At 61.0% G+C, this 13,698-nt stretch carries 12 protein-coding genes; 5 read left to right on the forward strand and 7 right to left on the reverse strand.

Annotated features, from left to right (window positions below; all coding sequences use genetic code 11):
• On the forward strand, window positions 1-1,026 hold the full coding sequence (gene sohB, locus PSH76_RS11795) for a protease SohB (protein ID WP_278917909.1): 1,026 nt from the start codon (window positions 1-3) through the stop codon (window positions 1,024-1,026).
• 118 nt (window positions 1,027-1,144) lie between these two features.
• Here the strand turns inward: sohB and dhaL are convergent, their stop codons facing one another.
• The 7 genes from dhaL to PSH76_RS11830 form a co-directional block, all read right to left on the reverse strand.
• Window positions 1,145-1,789: a dihydroxyacetone kinase subunit DhaL gene (gene dhaL, locus PSH76_RS11800; protein WP_305494129.1), complete on the reverse strand. Its 645-nt coding sequence runs from the start codon at window positions 1,787-1,789 to the stop codon at window positions 1,145-1,147.
• Window positions 1,790-1,792: 3 nt separating this feature from the next.
• Window positions 1,793-2,794: a dihydroxyacetone kinase subunit DhaK gene (locus tag PSH76_RS11805; RefSeq protein WP_305494130.1), complete on the reverse strand. Its 1,002-nt coding sequence runs from the start codon at window positions 2,792-2,794 to the stop codon at window positions 1,793-1,795.
• A 150-nt stretch (window positions 2,795-2,944) separates the two neighbouring features.
• The gene (locus PSH76_RS11810) at window positions 2,945-4,060 is read right to left on the reverse strand and encodes an alcohol dehydrogenase catalytic domain-containing protein (protein ID WP_098951167.1); all 1,116 of its coding nucleotides are present in this window, start codon (window positions 4,058-4,060) and stop codon (window positions 2,945-2,947) included.
• 27 nt (window positions 4,061-4,087) lie between these two features.
• Window positions 4,088-4,843 (reverse strand): SDR family oxidoreductase, encoded by a 756-nt coding sequence (locus tag PSH76_RS11815; RefSeq protein WP_305494131.1) that lies wholly within the window; start codon window positions 4,841-4,843, stop codon window positions 4,088-4,090.
• 121 nt (window positions 4,844-4,964) lie between these two features.
• Window positions 4,965-5,972 carry a substrate-binding domain-containing protein gene (locus PSH76_RS11820; protein ID WP_098951170.1) on the reverse strand — a complete coding sequence of 336 codons (1,008 nt, stop codon included), beginning with the start codon at window positions 5,970-5,972 and terminating at the stop codon, window positions 4,965-4,967.
• Between the two features lie 34 nt (window positions 5,973-6,006).
• Window positions 6,007-6,984: an ABC transporter permease gene (locus tag PSH76_RS11825; protein ID WP_003191840.1), complete on the reverse strand. Its 978-nt coding sequence runs from the start codon at window positions 6,982-6,984 to the stop codon at window positions 6,007-6,009.
• Window positions 6,981-8,468 (reverse strand): sugar ABC transporter ATP-binding protein, encoded by a 1,488-nt coding sequence (locus PSH76_RS11830; RefSeq protein ID WP_138761528.1) that lies wholly within the window; start codon window positions 8,466-8,468, stop codon window positions 6,981-6,983. The genes PSH76_RS11825 and PSH76_RS11830 overlap by 4 nt, the downstream gene beginning before the upstream one ends.
• A gap of 262 nt (window positions 8,469-8,730) precedes the next feature.
• On the opposite strand from PSH76_RS11830, the gene rpiB reads away from it, so the two are divergent.
• The 4 genes from rpiB to PSH76_RS11850 all read left to right on the forward strand — a co-directional run bounded on the left by rpiB (window position 8,731) and on the right by PSH76_RS11850 (window position 13,686).
• Window positions 8,731-9,192, forward strand: coding sequence for a ribose 5-phosphate isomerase B (gene rpiB, locus PSH76_RS11835; protein WP_032896873.1), 462 nt, complete (start codon window positions 8,731-8,733; stop codon window positions 9,190-9,192).
• 63 nt (window positions 9,193-9,255) lie between these two features.
• The gene (locus PSH76_RS11840; protein ID WP_003191835.1) at window positions 9,256-10,236 is read left to right on the forward strand and encodes a sugar-binding transcriptional regulator; all 981 of its coding nucleotides are present in this window, start codon (window positions 9,256-9,258) and stop codon (window positions 10,234-10,236) included.
• A 396-nt stretch (window positions 10,237-10,632) separates the two neighbouring features.
• Complete coding sequence (locus PSH76_RS11845; protein WP_098951174.1) at window positions 10,633-12,201, forward strand: TerC family protein; 1,569 nt, start codon at window positions 10,633-10,635, stop codon at window positions 12,199-12,201.
• Window positions 12,202-12,837: 636 nt separating this feature from the next.
• Window positions 12,838-13,686: a transporter substrate-binding domain-containing protein gene (locus PSH76_RS11850; RefSeq protein WP_098951176.1), complete on the forward strand. Its 849-nt coding sequence runs from the start codon at window positions 12,838-12,840 to the stop codon at window positions 13,684-13,686.
• Window positions 13,687-13,698: the final 12 nt, after the last annotated feature.

The following is a 13,698-nucleotide window of genomic DNA, read 5'->3' on the forward strand; positions in this document are numbered from 1 at the left end:
ATGGATTTTCTGGCCGAATACGCGAGCTTTCTGGCGAAGACCGTCACCCTGGTGGTCGCTATTCTGGTGGTACTGATCAGCTTTGCAGCACTGCGCAGCAAAGGTCGTCGTAAATCCGCCGGCCAATTGCAGGTCAGCAAGCTGAATGATTTTTACAAGGGCTTGCGCGAGCGTCTGGAGTCGAGCCTGCTCGACAAAGACCAGCTCAAGGCCCTGCGCAAGTCTGAAAGCAAAGCCGAAAAGAAGAAAGACAAGAAGAAGCCCGAGGCCAAGCCACGGGTATTCGTGCTGGATTTCGACGGTGACATCAAGGCTTCGGCCACCGAAAACCTGCGCCATGAAATCACCGCGCTGCTGAGCCTGGCCACGCCCAAGGATGAAGTGGTGTTGCGCCTGGAAAGCGGCGGCGGCATGGTGCACAGCTATGGCCTGGCCTCTTCGCAACTGGCGCGTATCCGCCAGGCCGGCGTGCCATTGACCGTGTGCATCGACAAAGTGGCGGCCAGCGGCGGCTACATGATGGCGTGCATCGGCGAGAAGATCATCAGCGCACCGTTCGCCATTCTCGGCTCCATTGGCGTGGTGGCGCAGTTGCCCAACGTCAATCGCCTGCTGAAAAAACACGACATCGACTTTGAAGTGCTGACCGCCGGTGAGTACAAGCGCACGCTCACAGTGTTCGGCGAAAACACCGAGAAGGGCCGGGAGAAGTTCCAGGAAGATCTGGACATTACCCACCAGTTGTTCAAGAACTTCGTTTCGCGTTACCGCCCACAGTTGGCGATTGACGAGGTGGCGACCGGTGAAGTGTGGCTGGGTGTTGCCGCGCTCGACAAGCAATTGGTCGATGAGCTGCAAACCAGCGATGAATACCTGGCGACCAAGGCAAAAACTGCCGAAGTGTTCCACCTGCACTATGCCGAGCGTAAGAGCCTGCAAGAACGCGTGGGCCTGGCGGCCAGCGGTTCGGTGGACCGGGTGCTGTTGACCTGGTGGAGCCGCTTGACTCAGCAGCGGTTCTGGTAACCCGTAATACCCTGTAGGAGCGAGCTTGCTCGCGAAAAAATCACAGGCGCCGCGTTCATTCATCAAGCGCGCGTTATGTTGACGTTTTTCGCGAGCAAGCTCGCTCCTACAGGTGAGATCAGATAAGGCGAGGTTGGATAGAGTCCGCCAACTGCGTAAGGATCAGGCAGCACGACACCGCCCCCGCATCCAGCACCCCCAGCGAACGCTCTCCCAAACGACTGGCCCGGCCAATCTTGGCCACCAGGTCCTTGGTCGAATCCCGCCCCTGAGAAGCAGCGCTTTTCATCGCATCGAGTGCATCGTTGAACGACGCTCCCGACGCCTGCGCCCGTTCAAACGCTTCCACCGCCGGGATCAACGTATCCATCAGGCACTTGTCGCCCACCCCCGCTTCGGTGATGTCCTGCAACGAGGTCAAGCCGCCGCGTAGCAGGTGCGCAAAGGTGGCGGCGTCGATGTCTTCACGGCCGCGCACTTCGTCGGCCATGCCGATAAATAAGCTGCCATACAACGGCCCCATAGAGCCGCCGATGCCTTCCATCAGGCTCAGGGTCAGTTCGTCCAGGGCTTCGGCCAGGGTCAGTTGGCGGCCTTCGATCGTACGGCCGCAATGGGCAAAGCCCTTGGCCATGTTAATGCCATGGTCGCCGTCGCCTATGGCGCCGTCGACTTCGCTGAGGTACTCACGGTTGGCCACGATGACGCTGACCAGGTCGGCGACGATGGCGCTGCCATCATGGGTGGAAAAATGCTGGCTCATGGTTCAGTCCGCCTGGGTCATGCCGATGGAGCGGCAGGGTTGGTCGATCAAGGTTTTCAGCTCAGCGTCGAGGCCGAGCAGGGTCAAGGTCACGCCCATCATTTCCAGGGACGTGAAGTAGTTGCCCACGTAGCAGCGGTGAATCTTCAAGCCTTTGGCCTTGAGCTGCTTTTCGACCTCGGCGTAGAAAATATACAGCTCCATCACCGGCGTGGCGCCGAGGCCTGAGACCAGCACCACCACGCTGTCATCCTGGCTGAAATCGCGGTCGGCGAGGATCGGCGCCAGCATGCGCTCGGCCATGGCCGCGGCCGGTTCAATCGGGATGACTTCAATGCCCGGTTCGCCATGATGGCCGATACCCAATTCCATCTGGCCGTCGGGAATCTGAAAGTTGGGCTTGCCCACCGCGGCGATGGTGCAGGGTGTAAGGCCGATACCAATCGAGCGGCAGTGGTCGACGGTTTTCTGTGCCACCCGAATCACGCCGTCCAGGTCGTAATGCTGGGCAGCGGCGGCACCGCCGATCTTCCACATGAAGATTTCCCCGGCCACGCCGCGACGCTTGGCGATGTCGGCCTTGGGCGCGGACGCCACGTCGTCGTTGGCGACCACCGTGCGGATGCGCATGTCTTTGCTGGCGGCCATTTTCATCGCCAGCTTCACGTTCATATTGTCGCCCGCGTAGTTGCCATACAGGCAGGCAACGCCTGCGCCATGGTCGGCGGCGCGGAAGGCGTCGAAAAAGCTTTTGGCGGTGGGCGAGGAAAAAATCTCGCCGACGGCCACCGCATCCACCAGGCCTGGCCCAACATAGCCGAGGAACGCCGGCTCATGCCCGGAGCCGCCGCCGGTGACAATGCCGACGCGGCCTTGGGCTGAGGGCTTGGCCTTGACGATGACCCGTGGGTTGCTCTCGTACTGGCGCAATTGGGGGTGCGCGACCAGGATGCCGCGCAGCATGTCTTCGACCACTTGGTCGGGATCGTTGATGACTCGATTCATAACGCGGGTTCCTGTTGTTTTTATTAACTGTAGGAGCGAGCTTGCTCGCGAAAAACGCCAACGATGACGCGGGCTGTCTGATTCAGCGTGGCGGCCTTGAGTTCTTCGCGAGCAAGCTCGCTCCTACAGTAAAAGCGGTTGGGCAAACTTTCAGGGTTCGAGCACAACCTTCAGCGATTTATCGCCGCGCTCCATCACCGCAAACGCTTCCTTGAAATCCGCCAGCGCAAACTTGTGGGTCACCACGTCGCGCATGTCGATCTTGCGGTTGCCGATAAAGTCGATGGCCCTGGGGTACATATACGGGCCCAGGTGCGAGCCGAGAATATCCAACTCCTTGCGGTCGCCGATGATCGACCAATCCACCGTGGCCTCGTCATTGAACACGCTGAATTCGACAAAGCGCCCCAGCTTGCGCAGCATCGCCAGGCCCTGGTTTACCGCCTTGTGGTGCCCGGTCGCCTCGATATAAATGTCGCAGCCATAGCCATCGGTGATCTCACGGATTTTCGCCAGCACATCCACCTCGGCCGGGTTCCACACTTCGTCGGCGCCCATCCGCAGGGCGAGGGCGGCGCGTTCGGGTTTCATGTCCAGCACGATGAGCTTTTTGGGGTTGCGCAACCGCACCGCGCCGATGATGCCCAGGCCCAGGGTGCCGGCACCGGCGACCACCACGATGTCGTCATGGTCGACGTTGGCGCGCTCCGCCGCGTGCAGCGAGCAGGCCAGGGGTTCGATCAGGATCGCTTCATCGGGGGCGATGGATTCCGGCACTTTGTGGATGATGCCTTCCTTGGTGAAGATCATGTACTGGGCCATGGCGCCCTGCACATTGTTCTGGAAGCCATACAGGTCGTGCTTCTGGCACATCCAGTACTGGCCGTGGTTACAGAAGCGGCAGCCCCAGCACGGCACGATCTGCTCGGAGATCACCCGGTCACCCACGGCCACGCCACGCTTTTCGGCGCCCGGGCCAAGGGCGACCACGCGGCACACGAACTCGTGGCCGGGGATCATCGGTGGCTTCACGTAGCGCGGTTGCTCGGCGTCGCCCCAGAACGACGGCGCGCCGCGATAGGTCTTGATATCGCCCATGCAAATGCCGCACAGCTCGACCTTGGTGAGGATCTCGTCGGGGCCGGGGATGGGCACGTCGACGGTTTCCAGGCGGTAGTCTTCCGGGCCGTGGCAGACCACGGCCTGCATGGTTTTCGGGATGCTTGGGGCGAGTTGTTCAGGTGTGCGTTCGGTGACGGTGGACATGACAAAACCTCACGACATAACGATGAATTACTGAATGCTGTAGCCGCCGTCGATCACCATGTTGGCACCAGTGATCATCTGCGCGGCATCGCTGAGCAGGTACAGCGCCAGCCCGGCGATTTCTTCCGGCTGGGCAAAGCGGCCCGCCGGGATCTGCAATTTGGCCCGCTCACCTACGTCGCCGGCCCAGGCTTTTTTGCCCAGGGCGGTTTCGACGATGGTGGGGGAGATGGCGTTGACGTTCACCTGCGGCGCCCACTCCATGGCCAACACCTTGGTCATGCCGACGATCGCGGCTTTGCTGGCGCAGTAGGCGACGTGACGGTCCAGGCCAATCACGGCGGCCTGGGACGCCAGGTTGACGATGCGGCCGCTGCCTTGGGCGAGCATATGCCTGGCGCAGGCCTGGGCCACGAAGAAACTGGCCTTGAGGTTGATGTCCAGGGTGGTGTCCCAGGCGCTTTCAGTCACCTCAATGGCGTTGTCCAGCAGCACCACACCCGCGCTGTTGATCAGGTAATCCAGGCGTTGGAAGTGGGCGAATACGCGGTCGATGGTGGGTTGTATCTGGCCGATCTGGCCGAGGTCGACGGCAATACCCAGGTGCCCGGCACCCAGATCGGCGGCCACCTCGACCACGGCCGGGTCGCGGTCCAGCAGCGCCACCCGGGCACCGCGTTCCGCCAGCAAGGTGGCGCAGGCCAGGCCGATGCCGGCGGCGCCACCGGTGATCACCGCGCAACGACCGCTGAGGTCGAAGGCTTGGTTCCAGAAACCAGACATGAATGACTCCTCGTTCCCACGCTCTGCGTGGGAATGCCGCGTGGAACGCTCTGCGTTCCGATGTTAAGTGACGCAGAGCGTCACGGGATGCGTTCCCACGCGGAGCGTGGGAACGATCAAACTACTTACCGCCGCTGACTTGCTTGTACAGCGCATCCGCATTGGCATTGGTCACCGGCACCCAGGGCAGGATGTAGTTCTTGGCCGTGCCATCGGCCCATTTCAGGTCCTTGGCATAGCGCTCCCAAATCACCGACTGTGGCTTGTAGTCCTCGCCGGCCAGGGCGCGCAGTGCCACGTCCAATGCGCCTTGAGACTGGGCCTGGGCGTCCTGCAGGAAGGTGGTGACTTCGTCCTTTTTCGCCGCCTGGATCGCATCCGGCATGCCGTCGATAGAGGTCACGGGCACATCCTTGGAAGTGAGGCCATGGGACTTCAGCGCCTGCACGGCGCCCAGGGCCATGTCGTCGTTCTGGGCGATCACGCCGTTGATGCCCTTGGGGTGGGCGTTGAGCCAGTCTTCGGTGAGGGTCATGGCTTGGGCGCGGTCCCAGTTGGCGGTTTTCTTTTCGATGATCTTGATGTCCGGGTGCTTGCCCAGCACTTCCAGCTCGCCTTTTTCCCGGTCGATCTGGGCCGACTGGCCAATCGGGCCCTGGATGATCACCACGTTGCCCTTGCCATTGAGCTTGTCGACCATGGCCTGGGCCTGCAGGCGGCCGCCTTCCACGTCGTCGTTACCCACATACGGCACGCTGGCATCGGCTACTTTCGTATTGGAGGCGATGACCACCACGTCGTTGCTCATGGCGGCCTTGACGGTGCCAACGCCGGCCTTGGTATCAATCGGCACGAACAGAATCGCGTCGTAGCGTTGGGTCACCATGTTTTCGATCTGGTTGTTCTGGGTCAGGGCGTCGTAGTTGCCGTCGAATACGGTCAACTGCACGGTGCCATCCTTGACCGCCGGGTGTTCTTTGAGCTCGCGGACCCAGTTCTGCATGAACTGGCCCTTGAGGCCATAGACGGCCGCGCCGATCTTGTAGGGCTTGCCATCGGCGGCCAGGGCGATACTGCTGGCGAGCAGGGAGAGGGCCGCCGCAGCGGCCAGGGTGGTACCCAGTTTCATAAGTAGAACTCCGGTTATTGTTATGGGTCGTTCTTCAGCGTTTCTTCTTGCGCCACACGTCGATCAGGACTGCGAACACGATGATCAGGCCCTTGGCGACCTGCTGGTAATAGGAGGACACACCGAGCAGGTTCAGGCCGTTGTTGATCACGCCGATCAACAGTGCCCCGAACAAGGTGCCGACAATGCTGCCGGTACCGCCCGACAAGCTGGTGCCGCCGATCACCACCGCGGCAATCGCGTCCAGCTCATAGGAAACCCCGGCCTGGGGCAGGGCAGAGGTGGTGCGTGCCGACAGCACCACGCCGGCCAACCCGGCGAGCAGGCCCGAGACCACGTACACCGAGAACATCACCTTGCGCACGCCAATGCCGGAAGTGCGCGCACTTTTTTCATTGCCACCCACCGCGTACACATAACGGCCATAGGTGGTGTAGCGCAGCACCATCCAGAAAATCAGCGCGACTACAGCGAAGATGATGATCGGCACGCCCACCGGGCCGACCTTGCCGATGCCCAGCGCCAGGTAGGTGTCGGGCAGGTCGGTGATCGGGCTGCCGTCGTTGAGGATAAAGGTCATGCCCCGGGCGATACTGAGCATGCCGAGGGTGGCCACAAACGGCGGGATCGACAGGTTGGCGATCATAAAACCATTGACCACGCCGAGCATCGCGCCGGCAAACATCCCCGCGCTGACCGCCGCCAACAGGCCGTAACCCTGGGTGGCGACCATGGCGCTGCACAAGCCGGCGAACGCCAGGATCGACCCCACCGACAGGTCGATGCCCTTGGTCAGGATCACGTAGGTCATGCCCACGGCGAGAATGCCGTTGATGGAGGTCTGGCGCAGGATGTCCATCCAGTTGCGCCAGGTCATGAAGTATTCGCTGGAAAACGCCATCACCACGCACAGCAGGATAAACACCAGCGGCAGGCCGAAGCGGTCGAGGGACAGGCGCAGGCGGTTGCGCGGCGCGGCGGTAACGGGGGCGACGATGGTTTTGGCATTCATGAGGCAAGACTCAACAAGGCTTCCTGGGAAAGGGCGGTGTCGGTGCTGATGGTGACCAGCCGGCCGCCTTTGAAGACGGCGATGCGATCGCTCAAGTGCAGCAGCTCCGGGGCTTCCGACGACACCACGATGGCTGCGCCGCCGGCGCGCACGAACTGGTCAAGCAGGTGGTAGATCTCCTGTTTGGCGCCTTCGTCGATGCCGCGGGTGGGTTCATCGCAGAGCAGGCACACCGGTTCCGTGGACAGGCATTTGGCGAGCACCACCTTTTGCTGGTTGCCGCCGCTCATGGACGCCACCGGCAGCTCCAGGGAGCTGGTCTTGATCTGCAGGCGCTTGACCATCTCCTCGGCAAGCTGCGCTTCCTTGCGCGCATTGATCAGCGACCAACTCGACAGGCGCTTATAGGCCGACAGTGCAATGTTGGACAGGATGCTGCCGGTCAGCACCAGGCCGCTGTCCTTGCGGTCTTCGGTGACCAGCGACATGCCGGCGTCGATGGTTGCCTTGGGCTGCCCGATGGGCATGGGCTTGCCTTGCAAGGTAACGCTGCCGGAATCCGCCACGGTCAGGCCGTAGATGCAGTTGAGGAATTCACTGCGCCCGGAACCCATCAGCCCATAAATGCCGAGGATCTCGCCACGGCGCAGGTGCAGGCTGATGTCGTGGAATTCACCGTTGCGGCTCAGGTGGTCGACTTGCAGGCAGGTGCTGGCCGCGCATTCGCGGCCCACCTTGTGGTCGATGCGCGTCAGTTCCTGGCCGACAATGCCGCGCACCAGGTGGTCGCGGTCGATATCGGCCATGCGCCCGCTTTCCACAAAGGCGCCATCACGGAAGATGCTGTAGTCATCGGCGATCTGCGCCAGTTCGCTCAGTCGATGGGACACGTACACGATGCCGGCACCGCGTGCGGTAAGGCGGCGAATGGCCTTGAACAGGGTTTCGGCCTCGCGCTCGCCGATGGCCGAGGTGGGCTCGTCCATGATCATCACCTGGCAGTCATGGCTGAACGCCTTGGCGATTTCCACCAGTTGCATCTGCGCAACGCTCAAGCGGTGCATGGGGCTGGTGGCGTCGACGTCGAACTCCAGGCTTTCGAGCAGTTCGCGGGTGCGGCGGTTCAGGGCCTTGCTGTCGACGATGCAGCCGGCACGGCGTGGTTCGCGGCCCAGCCAGATGTTTTCGGCGACGCTCATGTAGGGGATGGGTTCGAGCTCCTGGGTGATCATCGCGATCCCCGCGGCCAAGGCTTCACTTGGCCGATTGAACTGCACCGGTGCGCCGTTGAGCAGAATGCTGCCGGCGTCACGCTGGGTGATGCCCATCAGGATGCTCAGGAAGGTCGACTTGCCAGCGCCATTGCCGCCGCACAGGGCGTGGACGCTACCGGCGCGCAGAGCAAGGCGCCCGTCACGCAGGGCAGGCACCCCGGCATAGGCCTTGGCGACATGTTCAGCCTGGAGCAGTAATGGCGTGGCCATCGGCGTGTCCTCGTGCTGTGAATTCTTATTAGGTCGCACAGTCATGTTTCGCTGTGATCATATGTGTATCAAATGAAATTCTGATCAGTCAATCTCTTTCACTTAAAAGGTGTGATTCTCATCTGTGATGCGATTATTGCCTTTGTATGGGGCTTTGACTGGCAGGTCAGCTAAATCTCGCTTGACAGGAAGGGGTGAATGCTTGCGAAATGCGTGAGAGATATTTCACTAAGTGATCATTTGATCAGTGGAGCCAGGCACCATGAACACACCTTTCCCGGTGGCTATCGGATGTGATGAAGCGGGTTTTGAGCTCAAAGAGCTGTTGAAGCGCCATATCGAGGGGTTGGGGTACCCAGTGACCGACTTCGGTACGCATTCCACGGCGCCGGTGCTGTACCCGGACATCGCCTTGGCCGTGGCCACCGCCATCAATGCCGGGCAGCAGCGCCTCGGCGTGCTGGTGTGCGGCACCGGAATAGGCATGGCCATCTCGGCCAACAAGGTGCTGGGCATTCGTGCGGCCCAGGCCCATGACACCTATTCGGCGGAGCGGGCGCGCAAGAGCAACGATGCGCAAATCCTCTCCATCGGGGCGCGGGTCATCGGGGCGGAGTTGGCCAAAAGTATCGTCAGCGCGTTTTTGGCCTCGGAGTTCGAAGCGGCGCGGTCCGGGGCCAAGGTCGAGCGCATCAATGCGATTGAGCGTGATGGGCATCAGTAGTGGACGGCGCGGGGCAAGAGTCGGGAGAATGCGCCTTTGACGCCGAAACGGAAGCCCGTCCCCATGAGTGACAGTACCCAGCGCATGGCCAGTGATATCGATCAGATGACCGAAGTGGCGATGCTCTATTACCTTGAGAACGTCACTCAGGAGGCCATCGCCAAGCGCTTTGACCTGTCGCGGGCCAAGGTCAGCCGCCTGCTCAAGCGTGCGCGCGATGAAGGGATTGTCGAGGTGCGCGTGTTGCAGCATCCGGCGATGAACAACGAACTGGAGCGGGCGTTGGTAGAGCGCTTCAAGCTCGACCGCGCCTTGATCGCCGTCGACCACAGCGACCCCGACACCCAGCGCTCGGCGGTCGCGAGCCTAGTGGCCAACTACCTCAACAAGACCCTGGGCGACGGCATGATCGTGGCCGTGGGCATGGGGCGCAATGTCGGCGCGGTGGCCGACAACGTGTTTCTGCCGGTGACCCGCAACTGCACCTTCGTGTGCGCCATTGGCGGTTCGCTCAAGGCCGGCGAGTACATGAACCCTGACCACATCTGCCGACGCCTGGCCCTGCGCTTTGGTGGCGAGAGTGAAAGCCTGTACGCCCCGGCCCTGGTGGCCAACCCCGAGCTGCGCGGGGTGCTGATCAACAACGACACGGTGCGTTCGACCCTTGACCGCGCCCGGCGTGCCGATATTGCCCTGATCGGCATCGGCGACATGAGCGAGAACAGCAACATGGTGCGCATGGGCTGGTTCTCGCCCCAGGAAATCGCGCAGGCGCGTTTGTCTGGCACCGTGGGCGACATGATGGGCTATGACTTTATCGACATACACGGCCAGCCGGCGGTCAACGCCATCCAGGGGCGCGTGATCGGGTTGACGGTGCAGGAGCTGTTTCGCATCCCGGATGTGGTGGCGATTGCCAGTGAGAACACCAAGGCGGCGGCGACCCTGGGGGCGTTGCGCTCGGGCGTGATCAATACGCTGGCGACCACCGTCACCAATGCCCACACCATCTTGGCGCTGGATGATGCCACTCGCAAAACCTGATGAGTCGTCTATCTGGCAGGGGGGGCAGGCTTTCTGTGGGAGCTGGCTTGCCTGCGATTGCATCGACCCGGTCTACCTGATGCACCGAGGTGCCCGCATCGCAGGCAAGCCAGCTCCCACAAGAGTTGCTGTGCTTCTGATAGCGGTTTACAGGTTTTGTAATAGTTTTGCGCTGTGGGAAATTTGTATTTCGAATGTAGGATTCAAGTCCTTTTGTCATTTCAGGACTTGCATGAACACCCTCTCGGAGCCTCCCAGTCGTCTTTCCCCAAGACCACCGCTGTCGCTGTTTCCGCTCAAGCACCCCGTATTCCGTCAACTAACCTTGTCCCGGTCTTCTGACCGCACGTTGCCGTGCCTGGCGTTCTGAACCCTTTAAAGACAGAGAATTTATAAATGGAATGGTTAGCGGATCCCACGGCCTGGCTCGGCCTTGCGACCTTGATTGTGCTGGAACTGGTGCTGGGTATCGACAACCTGGTGTTTATCGCGATCCTGGCAGACAAGTTGCCGCCGGAGCAGCGTGACCGTGCGCGGTTGATCGGCTTGTCCCTGGCGTTGTTGATGCGCCTGGGCCTGTTGGCGAGTATTTCCTGGTTGGTGACCCTGACCCAGCCGCTGTTCGAGGTGTTCGACAAGAGCTTCTCCGGGCGTGACCTGATTATGCTGTTCGGCGGTATATTCCTGCTGTTCAAGGCCACCATGGAATTGCATGAGCGCCTTGAAGGCCATGTGGCGCAGCACAAGGGCAACGTCGCTTACGCAATGTTCTGGCCGATCGTCGCGCAGATCGTGGTGCTGGATGCGGTGTTCTCCCTCGACGCAGTGATTACCGCTGTGGGCATGGTCGACGAGCTGGCGGTGATGATGATCGCAGTGATCGTGTCCATCGGCCTGATGATCGTGGCGAGCAAGCCGCTGACCCGTTTCGTCAATGCGCACCCGACCGTGATCATGCTGTGCCTGGGCTTCTTGATGATGATCGGCTTTGCCCTGACCGCCGAAGGCCTGGGCTTCCATATTCCCAAGGGCTACCTGTACGCGGCCATTGGTTTCTCGATTCTGATCGAGGTGTTCAACCAGATCGCCCGCGCCCGTCGCAAGAAATCGGCCCAAGGTGTGTTGCCAGTGCGTGAGCGTACCGCCCATGCGGTGATGCGCTTGTTGGGCGGTCGCAGCCTGGCGGTGGAAGAGGTGGGTGAAGAGGTCGCCGACCTGCTGGGTGAGCCGGATGCTGCCCAGGGTCCGCTGTTTGACCGACGTGAACGGGTGATGATCAGCGGCGTGCTGCAACTGGCCGAGCGGCCGATTCGCACCCTGATGACCCCAAGGGCCAAGGTTGACTGCATCGACCTGGCGGACGACCCCGAGGCGACCCGTTTGAAGCTGATGCACTCGTCCTACTCGCGCTTGCCGTTGATCCGTAACGGTGCAGTGGATGAGCCCCTGGGTTTTGTGCACAAGAAGGAACTGCTCAAGGAGTACCTGGCCGGCAACGAGCCGAACCTGGAACACCTGGCGCGTCGTGCGATCAACCTGCTGGAGAGTTTTTCGATCCTCAATGCCTTGGAGCAGATGCGCCAGGAGTCCACCCACATCGCCTTCGTGATCAACGAATTCGGCGACTTCATGGGGGTGTTGAGCATGACGGATATCCTGGAGTCCATCGCCGGTGAATTGCCCGATGCCAGTGAAATCGAAGGGCCGGACATTGTCGAGGACGGCGAAGGTTTCCGTGCCAATGGTGCCTTGAACCTTAATCTGGTGCGTCAGCGCACGGGCTTCAAGGCGGTGGCGACCGAGGATTATCAGACCTTGGCGGGTTTGGTGATGAGCCTGCTTGACCGCCTGCCGGTGGTGGGCGATAGCCTGGAGCATGAAGGCTGGCGTTTGACGGTGGCTGAAGTGGAGGAGCGTCGAGTGACGCAGGTGCACTTGCGCCCTTGCTCAGGTCATATCGGTTGAAGATGTCCTTCACGTACTGCTCTTGTTCTTCAAGAGGGCCGAAGCCTTTGTGTTTTTGTTCCAGGGCGCCCTTCAGGTAGATCAGCAGCGTCGGGGTGCCTGTCACGTCAGGGTGCCTCGGCGTATGGGCGCAGTCGAGTAACAGGCTGACGATCCACGGATGCTTCCACGCGGTCTGTTCGAATAAATGGCATGCCTGCGCGCAAGCGGGGCATTGCTCTGAAAAAAACAGAATAAACACTGGGCGGGGCGTGTTCAGCACCCATCCAAACTCTTTGGCGCTGGAAATTCTGCGCGTGGCGACTCCCATGTCGATCCCCCTGCCTGCCGTGTTGGTTTTTGCCCACGCTAGGCCAGTGGGTTGTCACCGTCTACTGTCAACCTTCACAGGTGCGGGGCACTTCGAGGCGACCCGTCTGGGTGCGGCGTAACACCCTTGTGGGGCGTTGCGTAGCACAGCCCTACGATGACGGCGCAACGCTGCTTACCGCTCCAATCACTATCTCCCTGATCCCTAACGCATTTCTTGCCCCCATAGGTTTCCTCCGGCGTCTGTGGCACACTTTCTGCTGTCTATTCCGTTGTTACATACCAAATTCCGGTATAGCGGAATACACAATCCCTGGAGTGCTTGTCATGCATCACCGACCTTCCGTATTCAAAGCGTGTGTTTTTCTTGTCGCCTCATCGGCTTGCCTCGCCAGCGTGGTGCAGGCGGCGGACAGCAAGCTTGATGATGTGCTCAAGCGCGGGCACTTGATCGTAGGTACAGGCAGTACCAATGCGCCGTGGCACTTCCAGGGAGCGGATGGCAAGTTGCAGGGATTTGATATCGACATCGGCCGCATCGTGGCCAAAGGCTTGTTCAATGACCCGAGCAAGGTGGAGTTTGTGGTGCAGTCGTCCGACGCACGCATTCCCAACCTGCTCACCGACAAGGTCGACATGAGCTGCCAGTTCATCACCGTTACCGCCAGCCGCGCACAGCAAGTAGCCTTTACCTTGCCGTACTACCGTGAAGGCGTCGGCCTGCTGTTGCCCAACAACAGCAAGTACAAGGAAATCGAAGACCTGCAGGCGGCGGGCGATGACGTTACCGTGGCCGTGCTGCAGAACGTGTATGCCGAAGAACTGGTGCATCAGGCGCTGCCCAAGGCCAAGGTCGACCAGTACGACAGCGTTGATCTGATGTACCAGGCCGTGAACTCAGGCCGCGCCGATGCCGCCGCCACCGACCAATCCTCGGTCAAATACCTGATGGTGCAGAACCCCGGTCGTTATCGCAGCCCCACTTATGCCTGGAGCCCGCAAACCTACGCCTGCGCGGTCAAGCGCGGCGACCAGGACTGGCTGAACTTCGTCAATACCGCGCTGCACGAAGCCATGACCGGTGTGGAGTTCCCCACCTACAAAGCGTCGTTCAAGCAGTGGTTCGGCGTGGACCTGCCAGAACCGGCGATTGGTTTTCCCGTGGAATTCAAGTGACCCGCAACAATA

Source organism: Pseudomonas sp. FP215, assembly GCF_030687795.1.
In the GTDB taxonomy this organism is placed as follows: domain Bacteria; phylum Pseudomonadota; class Gammaproteobacteria; order Pseudomonadales; family Pseudomonadaceae; genus Aquipseudomonas; species Aquipseudomonas salmasensis.